Genomic DNA, 24,185 nt, shown 5'->3' on the forward strand with positions numbered 1-24,185 from the left:
AATGGAAACCCTGAATTTCTTGATGCAAGGCTTCGAAGTCGCGACCCGACCGGAAAACCTGCTGGTGGCCTTGTTCGGCGCCTTTGTCGGCACCATTGTCGGCCTGCTCCCAGGCCTGGGCCCAATCAATGGCGTGGCGCTACTGCTGCCACTGGCCTTCGCCCTCGGCCTGTCGCCGGAAACCGCACTGATCCTGCTCGCTGCCGTGTACCTGGGCTGTGAGTATGGCGGACGTATCTCGGCGATTCTGCTCAACGTACCCGGCGACGCCGCTGCGGTGATGACCACCCTCGACGGCTACCCACTCGCACGCCAGGGTAAAGCCGGGATCGCCCTGTCGCTATCGGCGGTCAGCTCGTTTATCGGCAGCATTATTGCGACGTGCAGCGTGGTGCTGTTCGCGCCAATCCTGGCGAAATGGGCGGTGGCCTTTGGCCCGGCCGAGTACTTTGTGCTGATGATTTTCGCCATCGCCTGCCTCGGCGGCATGGTCGGTGACAAACCGGTGAAAACCCTGATGGCTGCCCTGATCGGCCTGGCTCTGGCCACCGTAGGGGTGGACTCGACCACTGGGGTGTACCGCTTCACTTTCGGCAGCGTCAGCCTGTCGGACGGCATCCAGTTCGTCATCGTGGTGATCGGCTTCTTCAGCGTCAGTGAAGTGCTGCTGATGCTGGAAAAAACCCACAACGGTCAGAAAGCCGTGAAGGCCAGCGGCCGCCTGCTGTTCAACTTTAAAGAGTTCTGCTTCACCTTCTGGACCATGGTGCGCAGCGCCGTGGCCGGCTTCGTCATCGGTGTTCTGCCAGGTGCCGGCGCGACCATCGCCAGTGCCATGACTTATATGACGGAAAAGCGCATGGCCGGCCCGAATGGTAAGTTCGGCGACGGCGACCTGCGCGGCCTGGCGGCACCAGAAGCAGCCAACAACGCCTCGGCCTGCGGTTCACTGATCCCCATGCTGACCCTCGGCGTACCGGGCTCTGGCACCACGGCGGTGATGATCGGCGCACTGACCCTGTACAACATCACCCCTGGCCCGCTGTTGTTTGAACAGCAACCGGATGTGGTCTGGGGCCTGATCGCCTCGCTGTTTATCGGCAACGTGATCCTGCTGGTGATGAACATCCCGCTGGTTGGCCTGTTCGCCCGCATGCTCAGCGTGCCCAACTGGGTGCTGGTGCCGGCGATCACCGTGATCAGCATGGTCGGCGTTTACGCGGTGCACAGCACCACCTTCGACCTGGTGCTGATGATCGGCCTCGGCGTATTCGGCTATATCCTGCGCAAGCTGGACTTCCCGCTGTCGGCGCTGATCCTCGGCTTCGTCCTCGGCGAGCTGATGGAAGACAACCTGCGCCGCGCCCTGTCGATCTCTGCCGGTGAGCTGAGCATCCTCTGGAACAGCCCAATCAGCCTGTGCCTGTGGGCACTCACCGCGTTGATGCTGGCCCTGCCGGGCCTGCGCTGGTGGCGTGCACGTCGTGCGGCGCAACTGGTTAATGCCTAAGTTGCCCGTGCTCACCGGCTGGCAAAGCTGGTGGGCCACACCCTTGGTCGGCTTGTTAGGCGGCTATCTGGCCAGCCTGATCGGCTGGCCTTTGCCGTGGATTATCGGCTCACTGCTGGCGGTGATCGCCGCACGCTGCAGCGGCTGGCTGATCAGCGAAGTACCGGGTGGGCGCAAGACCGGCCAGTGGCTGGTGTCCAGCGCCATCGGCCTGCACTTTACCGGTGAGGTTTTGAGCCAGCTGCTCAGCCACTTCGGCGTGATCCTGCTCGGCGCCTTGCTCACCCTGCTGCTCAGCCTGATCGGTATTGTCGTGCTGCGTCGCGCCGGCCTGGACCGCGCCACGGCGTTCTTCGCCAGCATGCCGGGTGGTGCCAGCGAGATGGTCAATCTGGCGCAACGGCATAACGCCGAAACCGCCAAGGTCGCGGCCGCCCATAGCCTGCGTTTGCTGCTGGTGGTGCTGCTGATTCCGGCAATCTTCACCTGGAGCCTGCCGCCCATCGAGCCGCCTGTACCTGCAGCGGTCAGTTGGCCGTGGCTGGCCGTGCTGCTACCGGTTGGCGCGCTGCTGGCCTGGTTATGGGGGCGTTTAGGCCAACCCAACCCCTGGATGCTCGGCCCGCTGACCGTCTGCGCGGTGGCCAGTGTGACCTTCGATCTGCACCTTGGTTTACCCGATGGCCTCGGCCAGGTAGGCCAGTGGCTGATCGGCTGCGCCCTGGGTTGTCACTTCGACCGCAACTTCTTTCGCAGCGCACCGGGCTTTCTCGCACGCATCCTGCTGTTCTGCCTGCTTGCCATGCTCGCCGCCGCCGCGTTGGGCAAGGGCCTGGGCTGGCTGGCTGGGGAAAACCAGAATGCGCTGATGCTCGGCATGATGCCCGGCGGCATCACCGAGCTGTGCCTAACCGCCGAAGCCCTGCAACTCTCGGTGGCGCTGGTCACCGCCTTGCAGGTGTTGCGCTTGTTTCTGGTGATGTTTCTCGCCGAGCCCTTGTTCAGGCTCTGGCAACGCAACTGAAAGCGCTTTGAAGACCACGTTTAGCCCGCCTTGTGCGGGCTCTTTTTTGCTCTGCATCAGGACTGTACTGCAAGCTGCTTTTGTAGGGTGGGTTGGCGGGAACCGGGATCAGGCAAACATCACCGATTTACAACGCGCCGCAACCCACCATTTCGGTCTATCGGCCAACCGCGATGGTGGGTTACGCGGCGCCCGAATTGTGTGGTGCTGCCCACAACGAGTTCCTGCGCCACTGACCCACGTATTACCGGGCTTCATGTGCTGTAGCTGTTCAGGACGATTCAACAGATAACGGCTACATAGCCTTCTTTTTTTCCTGCAAGGCAGCAGTTTTTATTTAACAGATATGTCTGCGGCCACGCACACACGCATGTCTGGCGTACCCTCAGGCCTTCACCACCGAGGCATCCTCTATGAGCGTACTGCGTTGGCCCGCCGTGAAAACCCTGCTGCTAGTGCTCTGCCTGAGCCTGCTGATTAGCGCCTGCAGCCGCGCCGGCCTAGCGTATCGCAACCTGGACTGGCTGGTGCCCTGGCGGCTCAACGATTACCTGAGCCTCGACAGTCAGCAGCAGGCCTGGCTCAAACCCCGTTTGCAGAGGCACCTGCAATGGCACTGCAGCGCCGAGTTGCCGCGCTATATCGACTGGCTGCAAACCACCGAGAGCATCCTCGCTCAACCGCAGCCGGACAGCGCTGAGCTACTTGAGCAATTCGCCCAGTTCGATGCCGCGCTCAAACGCATCGGCGTCGAGATCACCCCCACCGCTATCGAACTGCTACAGGGCCTGAGCGAGCAGCAGGTCAGCGAGCTTTACGCCGCAATTGATGAAGACAATCTGGAAGATCGCCAGGACTTTCTCGACCCGCCCCTGGCCACCCAGATCAGCGAACGCCAGACTCGCATGCAGGAACGCCTGCGGCCCTGGCTCGGTCGCCTGAACAGTGCGCAAACTGAGCATATCGCCGCTTGGGCCAATAGCCTCGGCGAGCAGAACCGCCTGTGGCTGGAGAACCGGCAACTATGGCAGGCCGAGCTGCGCAAGGTGGTTGCCGAACGGGGCAGCGCAGACTTTGCCGAGCGGCTGACGCCCCTGCTGCAACAACGCGAGCGCTTCTACAGCGACGAGTATCGCGCCAGTTATGGCCGCTCACGCCAGGCGCTGGCCACACTGTTCAGTCAGCTGCTGAGCAGCAGCGATGAGGCTCAACGCGAGCGCCTCAGCCACCGTTTACGCGACCTGCGCCGCGATCTGGCCGAGCAGCAGTGCAGCGCCTAAGAACCTGCCTACGATCTGCTGCGCGTCAGTCCTGCTGCGTTAAAAACACGCTCGGAATGCTCATTTACACCAGTAAACTCCGCTTCCTCGCCTGTTTTTGCCTTGCATGACTCTAGCTCGCGAGATCGTAAACAGGCTCTAGAAAGCTGCCTCGGGCAAGCGCCAGTCGATCGGGCTCAGTTGATGCTGCTGGAGGAACTTGTTGGTACGGCTGAAATGGCCATTACCAATAAAGCCACGGTGCGCCGACAGCGGCGAAGGGTGCACGGATTTCAGCACCAGGTGCTTGCTGACATCGATCAGCTTCTCCTTGCTCTGCGCATGAGCGCCCCAGAGCAGAAACACCAGACGCTCCTGCTGCTGGCTGACCACCTCAATGACCTTGTCGGTAAAGCTCTGCCAGCCAATCTTCGCGTGAGAACCCGCGATGCCGTGCTCTACAGTCAACGAAGTGTTGAGCAGCAGCACGCCCTGCTCCGCCCAATACTGCAGGTTGCCGTGGCTGGGAATATCGATATTCAGGTCGCGCTTGAGCTCTTTATAGATATTCACCAGCGACGGCGGCGTCTTCACCCCAGCCTGCACCGAGAAGCACAACCCATGGGCCTGCCCCGGACCGTGGTATGGGTCCTGGCCGATCACCACCACCTTGGTCTGCGCCAGCGGCGTGGAATTAAGCGCATTGAAAATCAGCGCACCGGGCGGATAAATCTGCTTGCCTGCGGCCTTCTCGCTACGCAGAAAATCCCCCAGCTCACGCATATAGGGCTTCTCGAACTCTTCATGCAGAGCGGCCTTCCAGCCGGCTTCGAGTTTGACGTTATCTGCGGCGCTCATGCCTGTGTCCTGCTTATCTCAACGGAGACGGCACGCTAAGGAACGCAGCAAGGCAAGTCAAGGCGGCGGCCATTAAGCACCTTTAGCATGTGCCATTTAAAGACGCTGGCAACGCGCCACACCCGCCTGATGCATGGGTGCCACGACACTGGGCAGCCTGACCTGCTACCTAATGAATAACAGGTCGTCCACCCAAGCTGCGTGTACAGCCCTTACCACTTTTCTCGGTAGGGGCGCACTTCGGAGATAAAGGTCCAGGCATCCTTGGGTTGATGCGCCAAATGAAAGACTTCAGCGGCGATGCTCTTGGGTTGGATGAAAAAATCATCCGGGGCTTTGCTGTACATCTCGCGCGCCCAAGGCACATCGATTACGGCATCGATGACCAAGTACGCCACATGCACGCCCTTGGGCCCCAGATCCCTGGCCAGCGACTCGGCGAGAATACGTTGCGCAGCCTTGGTGGGCGCGAACCCGGCAAAGTTGGGCGAGCCACGCAGCGCCGAGGTATTGCCGGTGACGACAATGGCGCCCTCGCCTGCCTCGATCATTGCAGGGGCCACCATTTGCGCCAGGTTCAGCAGCGCCATGGTGTTGATTTCGAAGTTGCGGCGCAGGGTGTCTGGATCAGTCTCAAGAAAGGGGGCAAAGGAGCCGCCTACCGCGTTGTGCACCACCACTTGCGGCGCGCCAATCTGCTCGACCACCTGTTTAAGCGCAGTGACGTCGGTGACATCGCAGGGCATGGCAAATGCACCAGGTACCTCGGCTTCAAGCTCGGCCAGCCGGGCAGTGTCGCGAGCGATCATCGCAACGCGATAGCCGCCTTCGGCAAAACGACGGACCAGGGATGAGCCGACGCCCGGGCCGACGCCGGTAATCAGCGCGAGGGGTTGCTGAGTAGCTGTAGTCATGATGGTTACGCTCCTGCCAAGTGTTCGCGAACAAAATCGATTCGATCGTTACCAAAGAACAGACTCTCGCCGAGCAGAAATCTCGGTGCGCCAAAGACGCCGCGCTCGGCCGCTTCCTGGTTGTTTTTTTCCAGCTGTTCAAGGGTTTCCGGTGCATCTATCAGATCAGCCAGGCTCGCCGTTTCGATGCCTGCCGCTGCAAGCACGCCGAGCACTTCGGCGGTCGTGGTCAGGGTCTGCCCGTCCCGCCAGCAGGCATTGAACAGCGCGGTGGTGATCTGCCATGCGACCTCACTGGACGGCGCAGCCAGTACCGTTCGTGCACAAGCGGCGTTGTTCATCGCGCGCATGTCCGGACGCTTGACCGCAACGCCATAGCGGCGTGCCCAGCGCGCGAGATCGGCACCGGCGTAGCGACCTTTAGCGGCACAGGTGACGGTGGTTGGCGTATTATCAACGGCCTTCATAACGCTCAAAACATGCATGGGCCGCAGGCTGATATCCGCCGGCAGGCTGTCCAGCTGGCTGTACGCCAGATAGCTGTAGGGGCTGACGAAATCAAAGAAAAACTCAACGGTTTGCTTCATGAGTGAGTTCCTGTTGGTGTCTTATTCAAGCGCTAGTCTTTCGATCTGCGCCTGATCCGGGGCGCAGCTGAATGCGCTCGCCGGGAATGTTTGTGGCCATCCAGTGTTTACAGCGGCTTAGTCATTGAGCTTCAGGCTTTTACGGATGCCGGAATCGAGAATTCCCGCAGGGGCGAAGGCGCGCAGCAGGCTTAGGCGGCCAGCGGCGACACCTGCGGTGTAACGCAGTTTGGGGCGAGCGGCACTGGCAGCCTTGAGCACAACCTTGGCCACGACGTCTGGATCATCGGCGCTGGCCATCGATTGGCTGAGCACCTTGGCGAGGCTTATACGGTCAGCGCGGTACTCATCGAGCGTGGCATCCGGTTCGATGTTGTTCGCTTCGAACTGGGTCTTGGTAAAGGCCGGTTCGATGACCGCCACGCGAATGCCACGGGTGCGCAGTTCGTGGTCAAGGGCTTCCGAATAGCCTTCTACGGCGTGTTTACTGGCGGCATACAGCGCGATGTACGGCATGGGCACGACGCCCAGAATCGAGCCGATATTGATAATCCGGCCGCTGCCTTGGCGGCGCATGTGCGGAACTACGGCGCGGGTCATACGCACGATGCCGAAGAAGTTGGTATCGAAGAGTGCCTGGGCCTGCTCGATCGAGCTCTCTTCTGCACCAGCCGGGGCAAGGCCGAAACCGGCATTGTTCACCAGCAGATCGATACGCCCTTCAAGCCGAATCAATTCGCTGACCGCTGCCGCTACGGACGCATCATCCGTGACATCGAGCGCCAGCATCCTGATGGTGCCTTGTTCGGTCTGGGCTCCGCGCCGGCTGGTGCCATAAACCTTGTAGCCGGCCTGCGCCAGCCACTTGGCCGTGGCTTCGCCAATGCCGGATGAAGCGCCGGTGACCAGCGCGATAGGGGTGTTGGAAGTCATGGCAGTACCTTATAGATGAGCTATTCCGGCAACCGTTCGGCGAACAGTTGCGATCAGGGTTGCTGTTGAATGCGCGTCTTAATTGCGCGCACGTAGGCGTCGGGTGCGATAGGTGCCCCAGCTGCTCATGGCCAGCGACTTGACGAACGCCAGCAAGCCACTCTCGTTGGCGCGCGGCTCACCGCCCTTGGCGATTCGCTTGAGTTGCAGGGAGTACCAGAGAATCTCCATCAGGCCCATGCCGTCGACCGGTTTGATGCCTGTCTTGATCGTGTGCACCTGGTGTGCGCTGTCCCTGCCCTGCAGCAGCGCGGCCGGCGCGTCAGGGTCGATCGCCAGCAGCCGCGCCAGGCCTATGACATCCACTGCGCCGGAGGCCAGCGCAGCATTCATGCCGGCAGCACTGCGAAAACCACCGGTCAGCATCAGGGGGACTTGCACCGCAGCGCGCACTTTCTCGGCGAATTCGAGGAAGTAGGCTTCACGCGCCACGCTGGAGGCCTTCTTCTGCTCCTGCAGTGCGCCACTCATGGCCGGGGCTTCGTATGTGCCGCCTGATATCTCGATCAGATCGATGCCGGCCTCGACCAGCGCCTGAATCGTTGCCAGTGACTCCTCTTCGGTAAAACCGCCGTGCTGGAAGTCTGCGGAATTGAGTTTGATCGCCACCGGGAAGTCGGCGCCCACCTGGCCACGAATTTCGGCGTATACGGCAAGCAGGAAGCGGCGGCGGTTCTCCGCTGAGCCGCCCCATTGATCCGTGCGCTGGTTGTGGTGTGGCGAGAGAAACTGGTTGATCAGGTAGCCATGCGCGCCATGGATTTCGATACCGCTGAAACCGGCCTTTTTGCAGATGGCGGCACTACGGCCGAAGCGTTCGATTATGTCCTGAATTTCTGCATCGGTGGCTTCTTCGGGCGTCGCGAAGAACGCCGCCATGTCCTCGCGAAATGGCACCGCCGATGGCGCGATATTGCGTGCGTTCAGGCCTTTGGTTGACTGCTTGCCGGGATGATTGAGCTGCACCCAGATCGCCGCGCCCTGATCGGTGGCAACGCGCGCCCATTGCTGCAGGACAGGCAGATCCGCTTCGTCCTCGATCACCACGTTGCCCGGTTCACCCAGTGCCCGGCGATCGATCATCACATTGCCGGTCAGGATCAGTCCGATACCGGATGCGGCCCAACGCTGATAAAGCGTGACCAGTCCCTGGGTCGGGCGGTTGTCGTAGGTGCCCAGCGCCTCGCTCATGGACGCCTTGGCCAAGCGATTTCGCAACAGGCTACCGCTGGACAGGCGCAGCTGTTGCGCCAGGGAGTTTGTTTTGTGCGAAGCAGATTGGGACATATGAGGGCTACCTGAAAATGAGATGAGCAAAGCTCGCCAGCAAGTCTCTTTGTCTGTAGGGCATCGGAATCGCATCCACAACGATTGCGGAGCGCCTTCTGACGCTGACGGACTTATGATGATGACCATAATCAAAATGGTCAAGTATTTTGATTATGACCAACATCAATGTATTCTTGCGGGGCTGATGACGGCACACAGAGGAGCCGGGATGAAGGTTACAAAGGCGCAGGTAGAGGCAAATCGAGCACACATAGTCGAAACGGCCTGCACGTTATTTCGTGAGCGCGGTTACGACGGTGTGGGTGTGGCGGAACTGATGGCGACTGCGGGCCTCACCCATGGCGGGTTCTACCGGCACTTCGCTTCCAAGGCGGAGTTAATGGCAGAAGCGGCCGCGTGTGGGATGGCCAAGACGAAATCGCTAATGGATGGTGTGGATATGGCCGAGTTCATTGGCCACTACCTCTCGCGTGAGCATCGCGACGACCGCAGTGGCGGTTGCACACTAGCCGCGCTGAGCGGTGACGCGGCGCGACAGCCTGATGCGATCAAGGCAACGTTCGCCACGGGGCTTGAAAATATGCTGGCCGACCTGCTCAATGCAGGGGGCCAGAGCAGTGAAGAAGCTCAGCGGCACGCGCGGGCCCGAGTGATTGACAGCGTTGCCCATGCGTTGGGCGCGCTCGTGTTGTCCCGAGCCTGCCCTGACGACTCCCCACTGGCGGACGAAATTCTGGAGGTTTGCCGTACAGCGCTTCTCAAACCACGCATAAGTACAACCACCACGAACTAGAGTGCTCTCCACTACAGTTCGGCCATTAGCTCCGAACTGCTGGATGCACTCATCCAGCCAACGGTTCTCCCTTGACACCTCGCCCAACCGTTAACCGTCCCTAACCCTGATGCAACGCCCGATAATGACTGGGCGCCATACCCACCACTTTGCGAAACAGCCGCGAGAAGTAATACATATCGTCATAACCCAGCTGTTCGGCAACCTGGCGGATGCCCTGTTCGCCTTCGTCGAGCAGGCGGCAGGCGTGGGCCATTTTCAGTTGGATAAAGTCCTGAATCGGCGCATGGCCGGTCAGGGCGCGGTAAGTCTTGGCGAAGTGGAAACGCGACAGTTTGAACTGCGCGGCTAGCTCGTCGAGGTTTAGCGAGTCATGCAGGTGGGCGCGCATCACCGCCTGCACCGCGCCCACATCCAGCACCCGCCCGGATTTCAAGGTGGTGCGCGCCGGCAGCACGGCCAGAGAAGTGAGCAGTACCTGCAACTGGTGCGCGGCATGGACGAAATGCGCCAGGTTCAAACCCTGCTTGCGCAGGTTAAGTAAGGCGTCGAACTCGGCCAACAGTCGTGGCTGCACGCCAATGCGCCACAGCGGCCCCTTGCCCAGGGGCTTGAGAAAGTCCGCTACCAGCTCACCGTCAAAATGCACCCAGTACAGCGTCCAGGGCTTGTCCACGTCCGCGCCATAGGCGTGCATCACGCCTTTTGGCAACAGCAGCAGATCGCCACCACTAACAGCTAATCGTCCATCCGCTGTCTCTAGCCAGCCTTGCCCGGCGCGGCAGTAGATCAGCAGGTGATCCTCCGGCTGTGGGCGATGCATGCGGTGCCCCTGCGCCTCGGGGTAGTACCCCAGGGCCAAGGGATAACAGCCCTGCCCGAGGGGATGCTTTGCCAATAAGCGGCGCAGACGGGGCGGCGTGATAAAACGCACACCATTGGCCGGCAGTGGCCAGTTGGAAGTATCGACAAAAGTGCGCATTGAGATACTCAAGTAGCCCGGATGCAATCCGGGAGAAATGTTCCCGGATTGCATCCGGGCTACAGATTAAATCCCAAGATAGTCCATCCGCAGACCAAGATCGTCAATCCACAAAGCCGCACAAGGCGGCTATAACACTGACAAAACAACAATCGAACCCGGTAGCAGGGTCGCCAAATAAGGGAAGCAACCATGGCCAAGGCAATCCCACAGTTGATCGACGGTGAATGGCGCGAAAGCCGCGCCCGTGAATTTATCGAAGTCACCGACCCGGCGACCCAGGAAGTGCTGGCGCTGGCACCCAAGGCCACCGCCGAGGAGATCGAAGCGGCGATTGCCAGTGCCAAGGCAGCCTTCCTCACTTGGCGCGAAGTGCCCGTCTCCGACCGGGCGCGGGTGATGCTGCGTTACCAGCATCTGCTCAAGGAACATCACGACGAGCTGGCGGAAATTCTCGCTGGCGAAACCGGCAAGACCCTGGCCGATGCCAAGGGCGATGTCTGGCGCGGTATCGAGGTGGTCGAGCAGGCCTGCAATATCGCCAGCCTGATGATGGGCGAGACCATGGAGAACGTAGCCCGCGATATCGATACCGCCAGCTGGATTCAGCCGCTGGGCGTATGCGTCGGCGTTACCCCGTTCAACTTCCCGGCGATGATCCCGCTGTGGATGTTTCCCCTGGCTATCGCCGCCGGCAACACCTTTATTCTCAAACCGTCCGAACAGGACCCGCTGACCCCTAATCGCCTGGCCGAGCTGTTTATCGAAGCCGGCGCCCCCAAGGGCGTATTACAGGTGTTGCACGGCGCCCGCGAGGTGGTCGACAGCCTGCTGACCCACCCGGACATCCGCGCCATCTCCTTCGTTGGCTCGGTGCCCGTCGGCCAGCACATTTACCGCACCGGCACCGCGCACCTCAAGCGCGTGCAGGCCTTCGCCGGGGCGAAGAACCATATGGTGATCATGCCCGACGCCAACAAACAGCAAGTGCTGAGTAATCTGGTCGGCGCCAGTTGCGGCGCGGCAGGGCAGCGTTGCATGGCGATCAGCGTGGCGGTGTTTGTCGGCGAATCGAAGCAGTGGATCGACGAGCTGCAGGCACAGATGGCCGACCTGCAACCCGGCTACTGGACCGATGGCCACGCCGCCTTCGGCCCGCTGATCAGTCAGCAAGCCAAACAACGGGTGATTCGTCTGATCGCCGAGGGTAAGGCCGAAGGGGCCGAATGCCTGCTGGATGGTTCGCATTGCGCGGTTGAGGGCTACCCCAACGGTAACTGGGTCGGCCCGACGCTGTTTCGCGGCGTGACCGCAAAAATGAGCCTGTACCGCGAGGAAATCTTCGGCCCGGTGCTGGTGTGCATGGAAGTCGATACGCTGGAGGAAGCCATCGAACTGGTCAACGCCAGCCCTTACGGCAACGGCACCTCGATCTTCACCCGCTCCGGCGGTGCGGCGCGGCATTATCAGCACACGGTGGAAGTCGGCCAGGTCGGCATCAACGTACCGGTGCCCGTACCGCTGCCATTCTTCTCCTTTACCGGCTGGAAAGGCTCGTTCTACGGCGATCTGCACGCTTACGGCAAACAAGGCGTGCGTTTCTTTACCGAAACCAAGACGGTCACTAGCCGCTGGTTCGATGAGGACTCTCTAGCCGCCGGATCGCTGGCCGGACCGAATATGACTATTCAATTGAAATGAGAACGTTGTCACCTGTTAGACCAATAGACGATCTCAACAATTAGTCGAATGGCGTAAAAAGTTCTCCGAGTACTTACAACAAGAACAAGGAGAACTGCCATGCAACGCTTGACCACTGCCCTGGCCCTCTGGGCCGGGCTTACTGCCTGTGCACAGGCGGCTGAGCCGATCACCCTCGGCCTCAACTACCCACGCACCGGCCCGTATAAGGAAGAAGGATTGGCACAGATGCGCGGAGCCTTGCTAGCCATCGACGAGCTCAACGCCCAGGGCGGTGTGCTCGGACGTACGCTGCGTCTGTCCAGCAAGGACACCGCGTCGCGTCCAGCCAAAGCCGTGAAGAACGTCGACAAACTGGCCAACGAAGGCGCGGCCATGCTGTTTGGCGGATCAAGCAGCGCGGTGGCCATCGCCTCCGGCAAGCGCGCCGCGCAGCACGGTTTGCTGTACTTCGGCACCCTCACCTACTCCAACGACACCACAGGCAAAGATGGCCACCGCTACATGTTCCGCGAGTGCAACAACGCCTGGATGAGCGCGCGGGTGCTGGGCCAATACCTGAGCAAGAACCTGCCGAACAAACGCTACTTCTACATCACCTCCGATTACACCTGGGGGCACACCACAGAAAGCTCATTGCGCCAGACCACCGGCACCGAAGACAGCGGCCAGCACCCGGGGCTCAAGGTGACCTTCCCAGGCGCACACCTGTCCGACTATCAGGACGCCCTTACCCAGGCCGCGGCAAGCAATGCCGAGGTGCTGACCCTGGTGCTGTTCGGCGAAGACTTGGTGCGTGCCATGCGCATCGCCAAAGACCTCGGCCTGACCAAGCGCATGCAGATCGTTGCTCCAAACTTGACCCAAAGTATCGTAGAGCAAGCGGGTCCGGGATTGATGGAGGGCGTAATCGGCACCGAACCCTGGACCTGGCGCGTACCGACGCTGGAGAAATCCGTGCGCGGCGAAGCCTTCGTTAAGGACTTCAGCGAACGCTATGCCATGTACCCGTCCAGCTCTGCGGCGTCGGCCTACAGCATCGTCTATCAGTGGGCCGATGCTGCCAAACGGGCGAACAGCCTGGACAGCGAAGCGCTGATCAAGGCACTGGAAGGCCACAGCTATCAGTTGCTCAAAGATCAACAAACCTGGCGCACCCTCGACCACCAGAACCTGCAGACGGTGTATGCCGTCAAAGTCAAAGAACGCGCCGAGGTGCTCAAGGACCCGCTCAAGCAAGACTACTTTGAAATCGTCGATCGCCTCGACGCCACCCAAGCGGCACCTAGCCTCGCCGAATGGCAGGCCGAACGACGCGCCGCCGGGCAACCCCTGACCCTGCAATGAGGACTTATGGATTTCGAACTCAGCGATGAACAACGCCTGCTGGTAGACAGCGCCCGCCAGTTTGCCAGCCGTGAACTGGCGCCGCATGCCGCCGACTGGGACCGCGACCATCACTTCCCGGTGGATGTGATCAAGCGCGCCGCCGAGCAGGGCTACCTGGCGTTGTATATCAAGGAAGATGATGGCGGTCTGGGCCTATCCCGGCTGTCCGCCTCGCTGATTTTTGAACAGTTGTCGGCCGGCTGCATCGCCACCACGGCGTTTCTGACCATCCACAACATGGCCTCATGGATGCTCGCCTCCTTCGCCGATCAGGCGCTGAAAGATGCCTGGCTGCCACGTCTAGTCAGCGGTGAGCTGCTGGCCTCCTACTGCCTGACCGAGCCGGATGCCGGCTCTGACGCCGCACACCTGCGCACCCGCGCCAAGCGTGACGGCGACGACTACGTACTGGACGGCAGCAAGTGCTTTATCTCTGGCGCGGGCAGCACCGACGTACTGATCGTCATGGCGCGCACCGGCGAGGACAGTGGTGCCAAGGGTGTGTCCTGTTTCCTGGTGCCGGCCGACGCCGAAGGCGTGAAGTACGGGCGCAACGAACTGAAAATGGGCTGGCGCGCTCAGCCAACCCGCACCATCAGCTTTGAAGGCGTACGTATTCCGGCGGGCAACCGCATCGGCCCTGAGGGTCAGGGGTTTGTTTACGCGATGAAGGGCCTGGATGGCGGACGGATCAATATCGCCAGCTGCTCACTCGGCGCTGCTCAGGCGGCGCTGGAGCAATCGCTGCGCTACGTCGAGGAACGCAAACAGTTCGGCAAACCGCTGAGCGACTTCCAATCCCTGCAATTCAAGCTCGCCGACATGCTTACCGATCTGACAGCCAGCCGGCAGATGGTGCGCCTGGCCGCGCATAAGCTGGACCACGGTCATAGCGAAGCCAGTCTGTATTGCGCCATGGCCAAACGCTTTGCCACCGACCATTGCTTCAACCTGTGTAACGAGGCGCTGCAACTGCATGGCGGCTACGGTTACCTCAACGACTACCCGCTGGAGCGCTGGGTGCGCGACAGCCGCGTGCACCAGATACTCGAAGGCACCAACGAGATCATGCGGGTGATCATCGCCCGCCGCCTGCTGGATCAGGGCGGCATGCTGGATCGCCTGCTGTAAATACCTAGGGACTGTGAATAATCGTAGGAGCGGGCCATGCCCGCGATGCAATTCGCGGGCATGGAACTCGGCGTCTCCCCCGCTCCTACGGTAATCGCATAACGCACGCGCCTTTGCACAAGACGAGGAACCCCATGAGCCACGCCATCGAAGCCTACCACCCCGGCGTATTCGACCTGACCCACAAGCTCACCGTGGAAAAGCACGGGCATACCGCGCTGATCACCATCAACCAGCCACCGGCCAATACCTGGGACCGCGACTCGCTGATCGGCCTCAAGCTACTGGTTGAACACCTCAACCGCGACGATGACATCTACGCCCTGGTGATTACCGGCCAGGGCGGCAAGTTCTTCAGCGCGGGCGCCGACCTCAAGCTGTTCGCCGATGGCGACAAGGCCCGCGCCCGCGAGATGGCCCGGCGCTTCGGCGAGGCCTTCGAGGCCCTGCGTGATTTCCGTGGCGTATCGATTGCCGCAATTAACGGCTACGCCATGGGCGGCGGCCTGGAATGCGCCCTGGCCTGCGATATCCGCATCGCCGAGCGCCAGGCGCAAATGGCCCTGCCAGAAGCCACGGTGGGCCTGCTGCCCTGTGCCGGCGGCACCCAACACCTGAGCTGGCTGGTTGGCGAGGGCTGGGCCAAGCGTATGATCCTTTGCGGCGAACGTGTTGATGCAGAAACCGCGCAGCGCATCGGCCTGGTCGAGCAGGTGGTCGACAGCGGCGAGTCCCGTGGCCATGCCCTGCTGCTGGCGGCCAAAGTCGCGCGGCAAAGCCCGGTGGCAGTGCGCACCATCAAACCGCTGATCCAGGGCGCCCGTGAGCGCAGCCCAAACACCTGGCTCAGTGAAGAGCGCGAACGCTTTGTCGACCTATTCGACGCCGACGACACCCGCGAAGGGGTCAACGCCTTCTTGGAAAAACGCGACCCGCAGTGGCGCAACAAGTAACCCGTAGGGTGGAAACCGCATAGCGTTTTCCACCACAACACCGATCGGTGGATGGGTGAAGCGTCATCCACCCTACGGCCAACGCAACGCAAATTCGTAGGGTGGATCGGGGCGCGTAGCTGTCGCTCTTTACATCCACCATGACCACGCACAGTGGAGGCCGCCAGTGCCTCCACACCACCATGATGGAAGCGAAGATGAACGTGCAATTTGAAGAGCGCACAGCCCAGCACGGCATGCGCATCGGCATCGCCAGCCTGGATGCCGAAAAGAGCCTCAACGCCCTGTCGCTGCCGATGATCGAAGCGCTGGATGCCAAGCTCAAGGCCTGGGCGGACGACCCGGGCATTGCCTGCGTAATGCTGCGCGGCAACGGCCCCAAGGCGTTCTGCGCCGGCGGTGACGTGGTGCAGCTGGTGCATCAGTGCCGTGAACACCCGGGCGAAATCCCGCCCCTGGCGCGACGCTTCTTTGCTGACGAATACCGCCTCGACCACCGCATCCACACCTACCCAAAACCCTTTATCTGCTGGGCGCATGGCCATGTGCTGGGCGGCGGCATGGGCCTGATGCAGGGCGCCGGCATCCGCATCGTCACCCCAGGTAGCCGCCTGGGCATGCCGGAAGTGAATATCGGTTTGTACCCGGATGTCGGCGGCAGCTGGTTCCTCGCGCGCCTGCCGGGCAAGCTCGGCCTGTTTCTCGGCCTGACCGCCAGCACTATCAACGCCAAGGACGCGCTGGACCTGGACCTCGCCGACCGCGTGCTGCTCGACAGCCAGCAGGACGACCTGCTCGATGGCCTGGCAATGCTCAACTGGCACGAGCAAAGCCAGCAGCAACTGCACAGCCTGCTCAAGGCCCTGGAAAACCAGGCCCTCGCCGAACTGCCAGAGGCACAGTGGCTACCGCGCCGCGGGCGTATTGATGAATTGCTCGACACGCCCGACCTGCCCCACGCCTGGCAGGCCATCAGCGCCTTGCACAGCGACAGCGACCTCCTGCTGGCCCGCGCCGCCAAGACCCTGGCCGGCGGCTGCCCACTGACCGGGCACCTGGTGTGGGAGCAGATCAACCGCGCCAAACAACTGTCTCTGGCCGAAGTATTCCAGATGGAATACGCCATCAGCCTGAACTGCTGCCGTCACCCGGAATTCCCCGAAGGCGTGCGCTCGCGGCTGATCGACAAGGACCACTCACCGCGCTGGCATTGGCCAGATGTGGCGAGCATTCCGCAGCAGGTAATCGACGCGCACTTCGCCCCAGCCTGGGACGGCGAACATCCACTGGCGGATTTGTAAGGCATATCGATGTAGGAGCGGGGGAAACGCCTAGTTCCATGCCCGCGATACGCTTTCGCGGACATCGCCCGCTCCTACATCACCATTTATAGCGCGACAGTACGTAGGGTGGATGACGCCTTTTTCATCCACCGATAAGACCGCAGCCGGTGGATGGGTGACGCGTCATCCACCCTACATGGCCACACGAAAGTTATTCAGCGCGACAGGAGCATAACAATGACAACAATCGCTTTTATCGGCCTCGGCCATATGGGCCTGCCCATGGCGCGCAACCTGCTCAAGGCTGGCTTCACCCTAAAGGTCTTCGACCTGCTGCAAGCCGCCGTCGAGGACCTGGCCAAAGATGGCGCACACGCCACCAACAGCGCCCTGGATGCGGTGCAAGGTGCCGATGTGGTGGTGAGCATGCTGCCCGCCAGCCGGCATGTCGAAGGCCTGTACCTGGGTGATAACGGTCTACTGGCCGCGCTCAAGCCCGGCAGTCTGGTGCTGGAATGCTCGACCATCGCCCCGGAAGCCGCACGCAAGGTGCACCAAGCGGCGGCCACGCGAGGTATCGAACTGCTCGACGCCCCGGTTTCCGGGGGCACAGCTGGCGCAGCGGCGGGCACCCTGACCTTTATGATCGGTGGCGCGGCAACCACCCTAGAAAAAGCCCGGGCGATCTTCGAGGCCATGGGCAAGAATATTTTCCACGCCGGCCCCGATGGCGCGGGCCAAGTGGCCAAGGTGTGCAACAACCAGGTGCTGGCGGTGCAGATGATCGCCACCGCCGAAGCCATGGCCATGGGCGTGGCCAACGGTTTGGAGCCAGCTGTGCTGGCCGAGATCATGCGGCAAAGTTCGGGCGGCAACTGGACACTGGAGAAGTACAACCCCTGGCCAGGGGTGATGGAAAACGCCCCAGCGTCCAAGGGCTACAGCGGCGGCTTTATGGCCGAACTGATGGCCAAAGATCTGGGCCTCGCCCAGGAAGCCGCCCAGGCCAGCGGCAGCAGCACGCCGATGGGCGCGCTGGCGTTGCAGCTGTATCGCCTGCTGCTCAAGCAAGGCAAGGGCAAGCAGGACTTCTCGGTGGTACAGCAGCTGTTTGTCGAGTAGTTACCGCACCCGGCCTCATCGTAGGAGCAAGGGGGACGCCTAGTTCGATGCCCGCGAAGCTTTCAATCGCGGCCATGGGCCGCTCCTACCTCGATATACAATTAACCGGCAGACAGCAAAAAACCGCAGCTAGCTGCGGCTTTTTTTGTGGGCAGAACCTGCTACCTAGCGCTCGCGCAACGCCTCGCTGCGCGCACGGATAATCGGTTTGAGCAGATAGCTGAGCACACTCTTTTTGCCGGTAATGATATCCACCGAAGCGACCATGCCAGGGATGATCAGCAGCGGGTTCTCCTCACTGCCCAGGTGGCTCTTGTTAGTGCGCAGCTTGATCACATAAAAGCTGTTGCCATCATCGTCGGTCACGGTGTCGGCGCCGATCTGTTCCAGCTCGGCTTTGAGGCCGCCGTAGATGGTGTAGTCGTAGGCGGTGAACTTGACCATCGCCTCCTGGCCCGGATGCAGGAAGGCGATGTCCTGCGGACGAATTCGCGCCTCGACCAGGAGGTTTTCCCCTAACGGCACAATCTCCACCAGGTCGCTACCCGGCTGAATCACACCGCCGATGGTGGTGACCAGCAGCTGTTTGACGATGCCGCGTACTGGCGAGATCACCAGGGTGCGGTTGACCCGATCTTCCAGTGCCTTGCCGGTTGATTGAATCTTGCTCAACTCGGTGCGCGCCTCGTTAAGCTGGGTCAGCGCCTCGCTGCGGAAACGCCCACGGGTTTCATCGATCTTGCGCTCGACTTCCTTGATCGCAGACTCGGCACGCGGGATCGCCAGAGTGGTGGCCTCCAGCTGGCCACGCGCCTCCACTTCGGCGCGCTTGAGGCGCAATACTTCCACCTGGGAAATAGCGCCCTGAGCCACTAGCGGCTCGGACATCTGAATTTCCTGGCGCAGCAGGCCCAAGCTATTGCGGAACTGCACTTGCTTGGAAGCGAACTCGCGCAGCTCTTGTTGGCGCTGGATCAGCTGCTCTTCGAGCCCGGCCACTTCGTCAAGCAATTGCTGCTTGCGACTGTTGAACAACTGGATTTCGTTCTCTGCCTGCTTTGGCGCCTTCTCGCGCACTTCATCGGTCACCACCAGCTCGCGATCCTGAACTTCGGCGCTGAGGCGCTCCACACGCAGCAATAGGGCCAAACGATCAGCCTCGGTCTCACCGACATTGGAGGCAAAGCGGGTATCGTCCAGGCGCAGCAGCGGGTCACCGGCGTCGACGATCTGCCCCTCGCGGACAAATAGCTCAGCGACGATGCCACCTTCCAGGTTCTGGATTTTCTGCAGCCGCGAGGACGGAATCGCCTTGCCATCGCCCCGGGTCACTTCATCAACCACAGCGAAATTGGCCCACAACAGGCAGAACACCACAAAGGCGATCAAGCCCCAGATGGTCAGTCGCACCACCCGCGGTGCATCCTCGATCAACGCCTTGTTGACCTCCGGCAGCGGTTCATCACCCAGCTCTTCGTGCGTGCCAAAATAAGCGGCAACAGCCTGGCGCAGGCTCTTTTTCTCGGGCGTGTTAGCTGACACTGATCTGCCCCTTCTTCAGCGCTTCCATCACGCTACCTTTCGGCCCGTCGGCGATGATCTGCCCACGGTCAACAATGATCAGCCGGTCGACCAGGCTGAGCATCGAGGCGCGGTGAGTGACCAGCAACAGGGTCTTGGTGCCGATCACCGCAGACAAGCGCTGTTTGAGGCGCTCTTCACCGGTGTTATCCATGGCGCTGGTCGGTTCATCGAGCAGCAGAATCGGCGGATCGAGCAACAGCGCGCGCGCCAGGGCGACGTTCTGCCGCTGACCGCCAGAAAGGTTCTGCCCGCGTTCGCCGACCTGCAGTTCATAGCCTTTCGGATGCAACCGGGCGAATTCGTGCACGCCGGCCAGTTCGGCAGCCTGCAACACCAGCTCGTCTTCGACATAGCGCGCGCCAGACACCAGGTTGTCACGCAGGGTGCCGCTGAACAGCTGAATATCCTGCGGCACATAGCCGATGTTGTGGCGCAAGTCGCTGACATCCAGCTGGCGCACATCGATGCCATCGACCAGCAGGCTGCCGGCATCAGGCTGATACAGGCCGACAATCAGCTTGGCCAGCGAGCTTTTGCCCGAGCCGCTGCGGCCGATGATGCCGATCTTCTCGCCGGGGCGAACCACCAGGTTGATGCCCAGCAGAGCAGCTTGCTGCTGCTCCGGGTAATGGAATTCCAACTGACGGAACTCGATCGCGCCTTGTAGCGATTGGCGCTTGAGCGGGCGCTCATCGGCGTGACGCTCCTGCGGCAGCTCCATCATCTGATTGACCGAATCGAGAGTCACCCGCGCCTGCTGATAGCGCGTGAGCAAACCGGAAATCTGCGTCAACGGCCCCAACGCGCGGCTGCTGAGCATGTAGCAGGCAATCAGCCCACCCATGCTCAGGTTGCCATCGATGATCTGGTACACACCGAGCACTATCACCACTACGCCGGCCAGTTGCTGCAGCAGCATGGTGGCGTTCATCGCCAGACTGGAGAGCATGCGCGCACGCAACTCCAAACGGCTGAGGGTGCCAATGGTCTGCTCCCACAGATACTGGCGCTCGCTCTCGGCGTTATTAACCTTGACCGCATCCAGCCCGGCCAGGCTCTCGATCAGGCTCGACTGACGCTCGCCAGCCAAGGCCATAGTGCGCTGCATGGTCTCGGCCAACGGGCGCTGCAAGGCCCAGCCAATCAAGGCCACCAGCGGGAAGGCAAGCACCGGAATCCACACCAGATGACCGCCGATCATGGCGATCACCGCGAGAATCAACAGGGTAAACGGCAGATCAATGACGCTGGCCAGGGTCAGCGAGGCAAGAAAGTCGCGCAGGCTCTGAAACTCGTGGATGTTCTGCGCGAAGCTGCCAACCCGCGCCGGGCGGAACTTCATGGCCATGCCGACGATGCGCTCGAACAACGTGGCGGAAATGATCAGATCAGTCTTCTTGCCGGCCAGATCGAGGCACAGGCCACGCAGGGTCTTCAGCAGCAGGTCGAAGCAGAACACCCCGGTGATGCCAATTGCCAGAACCCACAGAGTGGCTTCGGCCTGGTTCGGCACCACGCGGTCATACACATTCATTACAAACAGCGGCGTGGCCAGGCCGATCAGGTTGATCAGAAAACTCGCCGCGACGGCATCGATATACAGCCAGCGCGAACGCTTGAGTGTGTCGCGAAACCAGGACGTGGCGCGCGGAATCAGCTCGCCACGGTTGAAATCAAATTTGTGCTGCGGCTGGGCAAAAAACACCCGACCGCTGTAATCCTCGGCCAACGACTCGGCGCTGACGCGCACCTCACCGCCTTCGCTTTCGCTGGGCATGATGCGCGCCCGCCCCTGATCATCCCAGCCCAGCAAAATGGCGCTGCGACCATCGTGCAGTAACAGCAAAGCCGGCATGGCCAGGGCTGGAATCTTCTCCAACCCGCGGCGCAACCATCGCCCTTGCAACCCCGCCCGTGCCGCCGCACGCGGCAGCAACTCGGCACTCAGGCGCTGCTCAGGGAGCGGCAAACCTGCGGTGAGCATGGCGCGGCTAACCGACTTCTGGTGCAAGCCGCACAGCGACAACAGGCTGTCGAGCAGAGGGTCGTCGTAGCGATCACGGGGATCGCTACGGGTTTGCATCGGGCTTGGGTCTACTGCCACTGGGTTTTACTCATCAACGACTGGGCTCAGTTCAGACCCGGCAAGTTAGCCTGGGCCTTGATCTCGTCCAGTGGTGCGGCGGCCATCGGCGCGACTACACCCTGGCTCTTGAGCAGGGAGCCCATGGTGGCCTTGATCCGGTATTGAGTAAACAGCTCGGTGAAACGTACTTCCTCAAGACGGCGCGAGGCGGTGAACAGCTCGTTTTCACTGTCGAGCAAATCCAGCAAGGTACGGTCACCCAGGCCGAACTGCTTCTGATAGGACTCACGTACACGGCTGCTGTAATCAACGTACTGCTGGGCAATCGGCAACTGCTGGCGAGCATTTTCCAATGCATTCCAGGCCAGACCGAGGTCTTCATTTAATACCCGCAGGGCGTTGTTGCGGATGTCCATGGCCTGGTTGGTCTGATAAGCCTTGGACTGCAGATCAGCCTTGTTGCTGCCGCCAGCGAACAGGTTGTAGCGCATGCGCAGCATGGCCTGCCACTCGTTGCTATGACCGCTGACGCCATCAATGTTGTTATCCATACCGCGCGACAGCTCGGCATCAAAGCGTGGGTAGAAGCTCGACTTGGCCGCTTCGTACTGCTGTTCGCTGGCCTGCACATCAGCCTCGGCCGAACTCAGGAACGGGTTGTTGGCGAGCATTTCCTGGCGCGCTGCTGGCAGGCTTTCCGGCAGGTGCCCAGGCAAACCGGGCGGCGGGCTCAGCTCGCTGGCATCACGACCAACCACGCTGAAGTAATTGACCCGCGCATCCGCCAGGTTGGTCTGCTCGGTGATCAGGTTGTTGCGGGCCTGGGCCAGACGCGCCTCGGCCTGATCGAGGTCGGCCGTACGCCCTACACCGCTCTGGCTACGCAGGGTGATCTGGTCATAAATACGTTCGTGGCTGGCCAGGTTGCTCTCGGCCAGACGCACCAGTTCCTGACGAGTCAGTACATCCAGATACACCTGCGCCACCGTCAGCGCGGTGCGCTCGGAGGTACCCAGCAATTCATAGGCACGGGCATTTACCGTGGCGCGCTGGCGACCGACTTCGCTGCGGGTGGCAAAACCGTCGAACACCATCTGCTGCAGGCGCAGACTAGATTCGCCGCGATTTAGCGTTTCGGTATTGTGGTTCTGCCCACGAGTGCCAGGGCTATCAGTGCCTTCACGGCCATAACCGGCCAGCAGGTCAACCCGCGGCAGGTAACCGCCCTTGGCCGCCTTCATCTGCTCTTCAACCGACAAGCGCGCATTAATCCCCGCCTGGATCTCCGGATGCACCTCAAGGGCACTTTGCATAGCTTCATTAAGCGTTTGGCCATGGGCCGCAATGGATACCGCAAGAGCAAGAGGAAAAAGGGCGAGAAAACGCATTAAAGGAAATTCCTTTCAGACTAGGCTAGAGACTTGGAGCAACGAAGGGCAATGCGCCTGACGCAAAGTGGCAAGGACATATGAATGCGCTCAATGCACAGCATTCACCCGCCGGTCAATATCAAAGTGACATCAGGTACGGCATTGTTTATTATCGCGAGCGGGCGGTCAATAGTTTGGCATATGCATAATTCCAAAAAGGAATAAGCCAAAAACATGACACAACTACTATGTCAAAGCACTGTCACCGTGAGATCACTGCACAGCTGCTTCAACACCTTTATTAACAACGCGTGCCATTTTTCGGAGCTTCGCCCATGAGCAATATCGTCGCCATTGTCAAAAGCCTCGTAGGCCAAGTGTTTGCAGTATCTCTTGACGGCCTCAAGCGACAGATATTTGAAGGTGAACGCCTGCTCATGGGCGAACAGGTTCTGACCGGACTTGGCGGAGAAGTGACGCTCCGGCTGGCCAGCGGCGAAGTGGTTAATGTCTCGCAGAACAGCAACTGGCAGGCGGCCCCCACCAAGGCTCAAGCCGAAGAAGGTACCACCGACCGGACCCCAGAACTGGAACAAGCCCTGGCCGCCGGCCTTGACCCCACAGCCGACCTTGAGGCTCCGGCAGCAGGCCCTAGTTCAGGCGGCAGCACAGGCGCGGGTGCAGGCGGGGGGCATAGCTTTGTGATGCTGGGGGAAACCGGCCAACGCCTTGATCCTACGATTGGGTTTGAGACGCAGGGTTTGGGCTTCGCAAGCAACGGACAAGATGAGCAACTGGGTACACAAACAGATAGCACCAACACTGCAAATGGCCTTGCCCTGGATGGCAATAACGCTCAAGCAAACAGAGCCCCGAGCGCTGTTGCAGATGCCTTTATCGTCGACGAAGACGGCAGCGTCAGCATTGACGTTCTGAACAATGACAACGACCTGGACGGCGATGCACTGACAATCAGTGCTGTTGATGGCCAGGCAATCGCCGAAGGCGGCACAGTCATCGTCAGCAATGGCTCGGTCACCTTAACCGGCGGCCAGCTGGTATTCACTCCAGATGCAAACTACAACGGCCCAATAAGCTTCACTTATACAGTTACTGATGGTGCGCTAAGCAGCTCTGCAGTAGTCAACGGGTCGGTCACGCCTGTGAATGATGCACCGGTTGCCGTCAACGACAGCCTGGTCGCCAGCGAAGACACCCCGATTACCTATACGGCGAATGACCTGCTGGGTAATGACAGCGATGTCGATGGCGATACCCTGACCATCGCCAGTGTCACCAGCGGCAATGGCGGTACGGCCGTGCTCAACCCTGACGGCACTGTCACCTTCACCCCGA

At 61.0% G+C, this 24,185-nt stretch carries 20 protein-coding genes; 11 read left to right on the top strand and 9 right to left on the bottom strand.

The genetic code is table 11. The annotated features are described in order from the left end of the window. The first annotated feature begins 1 nt into the window (after position 1). The 3 genes from AACX99_RS12460 (at position 2) to AACX99_RS12470 (ending at position 3,814) form a co-directional block, all read left to right on the top strand. On the top strand, positions 2-1,510 hold the full coding sequence (locus tag AACX99_RS12460) for a tripartite tricarboxylate transporter permease (RefSeq protein WP_339412194.1): 1,509 nt from the start codon (positions 2-4) through the stop codon (positions 1,508-1,510). Continuing rightward, on the top strand, positions 1,503-2,534 hold the full coding sequence (locus AACX99_RS12465) for an AbrB family transcriptional regulator (RefSeq protein ID WP_339412195.1): 1,032 nt from the start codon (positions 1,503-1,505) through the stop codon (positions 2,532-2,534). Before AACX99_RS12460 ends, AACX99_RS12465 begins: the two co-directional genes overlap by 8 nt. A 413-nt stretch (positions 2,535-2,947) precedes the next feature. Then, a complete protein-coding gene (locus AACX99_RS12470; RefSeq protein WP_339412197.1) occupies positions 2,948-3,814 on the top strand; it encodes a DUF6279 family lipoprotein in 867 nt (288 codons plus the stop codon). Positions 3,815-3,952: 138 nt separating this feature from the next. Here AACX99_RS12470 and ung read toward each other — a convergent pair whose 3' ends face one another. The 5 genes from ung to AACX99_RS12495 form a co-directional block, all read right to left on the bottom strand. Further along, the gene (ung, locus tag AACX99_RS12475; RefSeq protein ID WP_339412198.1) at positions 3,953-4,651 is read right to left on the bottom strand and encodes a uracil-DNA glycosylase; all 699 of its coding nucleotides are present in this window, start codon (positions 4,649-4,651) and stop codon (positions 3,953-3,955) included. A gap of 212 nt (positions 4,652-4,863) precedes the next feature. Next, positions 4,864-5,565, bottom strand: a complete 702-nt coding sequence (locus tag AACX99_RS12480; protein ID WP_339412199.1) for an SDR family NAD(P)-dependent oxidoreductase — start codon at positions 5,563-5,565, stop codon at positions 4,864-4,866. Positions 5,566-5,570: 5 nt separating this feature from the next. Then, the gene (locus tag AACX99_RS12485) at positions 5,571-6,152 is read right to left on the bottom strand and encodes a 2-hydroxychromene-2-carboxylate isomerase (protein WP_339412201.1); all 582 of its coding nucleotides are present in this window, start codon (positions 6,150-6,152) and stop codon (positions 5,571-5,573) included. Between the two features lie 117 nt (positions 6,153-6,269). Beyond that, entirely contained in the window at positions 6,270-7,085 is an 816-nt protein-coding gene (locus AACX99_RS12490; RefSeq protein ID WP_339412202.1) for an oxidoreductase, read from the bottom strand. A 78-nt stretch (positions 7,086-7,163) separates the two neighbouring features. Beyond that, on the bottom strand, positions 7,164-8,432 hold the full coding sequence (locus AACX99_RS12495) for an NADH:flavin oxidoreductase/NADH oxidase family protein (protein WP_339412203.1): 1,269 nt from the start codon (positions 8,430-8,432) through the stop codon (positions 7,164-7,166). 211 nt (positions 8,433-8,643) lie between these two features. On the opposite strand from AACX99_RS12495, the gene AACX99_RS12500 reads away from it, so the two are divergent. Then, positions 8,644-9,228 (top strand): TetR/AcrR family transcriptional regulator, encoded by a 585-nt coding sequence (locus AACX99_RS12500; protein ID WP_339412236.1) that lies wholly within the window; start codon positions 8,644-8,646, stop codon positions 9,226-9,228. Positions 9,229-9,328: 100 nt separating this feature from the next. Here the strand turns inward: AACX99_RS12500 and AACX99_RS12505 are convergent, their stop codons facing one another. Beyond that, a complete protein-coding gene (locus AACX99_RS12505) occupies positions 9,329-10,210 on the bottom strand; it encodes an AraC family transcriptional regulator (protein WP_339412205.1) in 882 nt (293 codons plus the stop codon). Between the two features lie 192 nt (positions 10,211-10,402). Between AACX99_RS12505 and AACX99_RS12510 the strand changes: the two genes are divergently transcribed. From AACX99_RS12510 to mmsB, 6 genes are all read left to right on the top strand, one after another. Continuing rightward, positions 10,403-11,911: a CoA-acylating methylmalonate-semialdehyde dehydrogenase gene (locus AACX99_RS12510; RefSeq protein WP_339412207.1), complete on the top strand. Its 1,509-nt coding sequence runs from the start codon at positions 10,403-10,405 to the stop codon at positions 11,909-11,911. A 99-nt stretch (positions 11,912-12,010) separates the two neighbouring features. Then, complete coding sequence (locus AACX99_RS12515) at positions 12,011-13,258, top strand: ABC transporter substrate-binding protein (protein ID WP_339412209.1); 1,248 nt, start codon at positions 12,011-12,013, stop codon at positions 13,256-13,258. 6 nt (positions 13,259-13,264) lie between these two features. Then, on the top strand, positions 13,265-14,431 hold the full coding sequence (locus AACX99_RS12520; protein ID WP_339412210.1) for an isobutyryl-CoA dehydrogenase: 1,167 nt from the start codon (positions 13,265-13,267) through the stop codon (positions 14,429-14,431). A 134-nt stretch (positions 14,432-14,565) separates the two neighbouring features. Continuing rightward, positions 14,566-15,384 (top strand): enoyl-CoA hydratase, encoded by an 819-nt coding sequence (locus tag AACX99_RS12525; RefSeq protein WP_339412212.1) that lies wholly within the window; start codon positions 14,566-14,568, stop codon positions 15,382-15,384. Positions 15,385-15,581: 197 nt separating this feature from the next. Then, a complete protein-coding gene (locus AACX99_RS12530) occupies positions 15,582-16,685 on the top strand; it encodes an enoyl-CoA hydratase/isomerase family protein (RefSeq protein ID WP_339412213.1) in 1,104 nt (367 codons plus the stop codon). 153 nt (positions 16,686-16,838) lie between these two features. Further along, a complete protein-coding gene (gene mmsB / locus AACX99_RS12535) occupies positions 16,839-17,789 on the top strand; it encodes a 3-hydroxyisobutyrate dehydrogenase (protein WP_445261867.1) in 951 nt (316 codons plus the stop codon). A gap of 165 nt (positions 17,790-17,954) precedes the next feature. Here the strand turns inward: mmsB and AACX99_RS12540 are convergent, their stop codons facing one another. The 3 genes from AACX99_RS12540 to AACX99_RS12550 are packed head-to-tail and all read right to left on the bottom strand — an operon-like array spanning position 17,955 to position 22,847. Next, positions 17,955-19,301 (bottom strand): HlyD family type I secretion periplasmic adaptor subunit, encoded by a 1,347-nt coding sequence (locus tag AACX99_RS12540; protein ID WP_339412238.1) that lies wholly within the window; start codon positions 19,299-19,301, stop codon positions 17,955-17,957. Positions 19,302-19,320: 19 nt separating this feature from the next. Beyond that, positions 19,321-21,456, bottom strand: coding sequence for a type I secretion system permease/ATPase (locus AACX99_RS12545; RefSeq protein WP_339412215.1), 2,136 nt, complete (start codon positions 21,454-21,456; stop codon positions 19,321-19,323). A 47-nt stretch (positions 21,457-21,503) separates the two neighbouring features. Continuing rightward, a complete protein-coding gene (locus tag AACX99_RS12550; protein WP_339412216.1) occupies positions 21,504-22,847 on the bottom strand; it encodes a TolC family outer membrane protein in 1,344 nt (447 codons plus the stop codon). Positions 22,848-23,164: 317 nt separating this feature from the next. On the opposite strand from AACX99_RS12550, the gene AACX99_RS12555 reads away from it, so the two are divergent. Continuing rightward, positions 23,165-24,185 (top strand): retention module-containing protein (locus tag AACX99_RS12555; RefSeq protein WP_339412217.1); only part of this gene is annotated, 1,021 nt, incomplete at its 3' end.

Origin of the sequence: Pseudomonas sp. EA_35y_Pfl2_R5, assembly GCF_963970805.1 — a bacterium.
Lineage (GTDB): Bacteria > Pseudomonadota > Gammaproteobacteria > Pseudomonadales > Pseudomonadaceae > Aquipseudomonas.

Excerpts from the sequence above, each read along its gene's own strand:
- AACX99_RS12460 (WP_339412194.1), top strand. The coding sequence starts at position 2 with ATGGAAACCCTGAATTTCTTGATGCAAGGCTTCGAAGTCGCGACCCGA.
- AACX99_RS12465 (WP_339412195.1), top strand. The coding sequence starts at position 1,503 with ATGCCTAAGTTGCCCGTGCTCACCGGCTGGCAAAGCTGGTGGGCCACA.
- AACX99_RS12470 (WP_339412197.1), top strand. The coding sequence starts at position 2,948 with ATGAGCGTACTGCGTTGGCCCGCCGTGAAAACCCTGCTGCTAGTGCTC.
- ung (WP_339412198.1), bottom strand. The coding sequence starts at position 4,651 with ATGAGCGCCGCAGATAACGTCAAACTCGAAGCCGGCTGGAAGGCCGCT.
- AACX99_RS12480 (WP_339412199.1), bottom strand. The coding sequence starts at position 5,565 with ATGACTACAGCTACTCAGCAACCCCTCGCGCTGATTACCGGCGTCGGC.
- AACX99_RS12485 (WP_339412201.1), bottom strand. The coding sequence starts at position 6,152 with ATGAAGCAAACCGTTGAGTTTTTCTTTGATTTCGTCAGCCCCTACAGC.
- AACX99_RS12490 (WP_339412202.1), bottom strand. The coding sequence starts at position 7,085 with ATGACTTCCAACACCCCTATCGCGCTGGTCACCGGCGCTTCATCCGGC.
- AACX99_RS12495 (WP_339412203.1), bottom strand. The coding sequence starts at position 8,432 with ATGTCCCAATCTGCTTCGCACAAAACAAACTCCCTGGCGCAACAGCTG.
- AACX99_RS12500 (WP_339412236.1), top strand. The coding sequence starts at position 8,644 with ATGAAGGTTACAAAGGCGCAGGTAGAGGCAAATCGAGCACACATAGTC.
- AACX99_RS12505 (WP_339412205.1), bottom strand. The coding sequence starts at position 10,210 with ATGCGCACTTTTGTCGATACTTCCAACTGGCCACTGCCGGCCAATGGT.
- AACX99_RS12510 (WP_339412207.1), top strand. The coding sequence starts at position 10,403 with ATGGCCAAGGCAATCCCACAGTTGATCGACGGTGAATGGCGCGAAAGC.
- AACX99_RS12515 (WP_339412209.1), top strand. The coding sequence starts at position 12,011 with ATGCAACGCTTGACCACTGCCCTGGCCCTCTGGGCCGGGCTTACTGCC.
- AACX99_RS12520 (WP_339412210.1), top strand. The coding sequence starts at position 13,265 with ATGGATTTCGAACTCAGCGATGAACAACGCCTGCTGGTAGACAGCGCC.
- AACX99_RS12525 (WP_339412212.1), top strand. The coding sequence starts at position 14,566 with ATGAGCCACGCCATCGAAGCCTACCACCCCGGCGTATTCGACCTGACC.
- AACX99_RS12530 (WP_339412213.1), top strand. The coding sequence starts at position 15,582 with ATGAACGTGCAATTTGAAGAGCGCACAGCCCAGCACGGCATGCGCATC.
- mmsB (WP_445261867.1), top strand. The coding sequence starts at position 16,839 with ATGGGTGACGCGTCATCCACCCTACATGGCCACACGAAAGTTATTCAG.
- AACX99_RS12545 (WP_339412215.1), bottom strand. The coding sequence starts at position 21,456 with ATGCAAACCCGTAGCGATCCCCGTGATCGCTACGACGACCCTCTGCTC.
- AACX99_RS12550 (WP_339412216.1), bottom strand. The coding sequence starts at position 22,847 with ATGCGTTTTCTCGCCCTTTTTCCTCTTGCTCTTGCGGTATCCATTGCG.